Below are 208 nucleotides of genomic sequence, written 5' to 3' on the forward strand. Positions count from 1 at the left end.
AAGAGTCGGCGGTAACAGGGGTTCGAATCCTTAGGATTTTGTTCTTCATTATAGGTAATTAGCACCGATGTTTAGCCTACAGACATTAGTGAGTATTCACTCGATACAGAGTATAACGTATCAAATGTGTCCCATTCGTCTAGAGGCCTAGGACACCGCCCTTTCACGGCGGTAACAGGGGTTCGAATCCCCTATGGGATACCATATT

1 tRNA gene is annotated in these 208 nt (G+C 45.2%); it reads left to right on the forward strand.

The annotated features are described in order from the left end of the window. Positions 1-128: 128 nt before the first annotated feature. A tRNA-Glu gene (locus tag GQA99_RS20560) sits at positions 129-204 on the forward strand. Positions 205-208 lie beyond the last annotated feature (4 nt).

Source organism: Shewanella litoralis, from assembly GCF_009828585.1.
GTDB lineage: Bacteria > Pseudomonadota > Gammaproteobacteria > Enterobacterales > Shewanellaceae > Shewanella > Shewanella litoralis.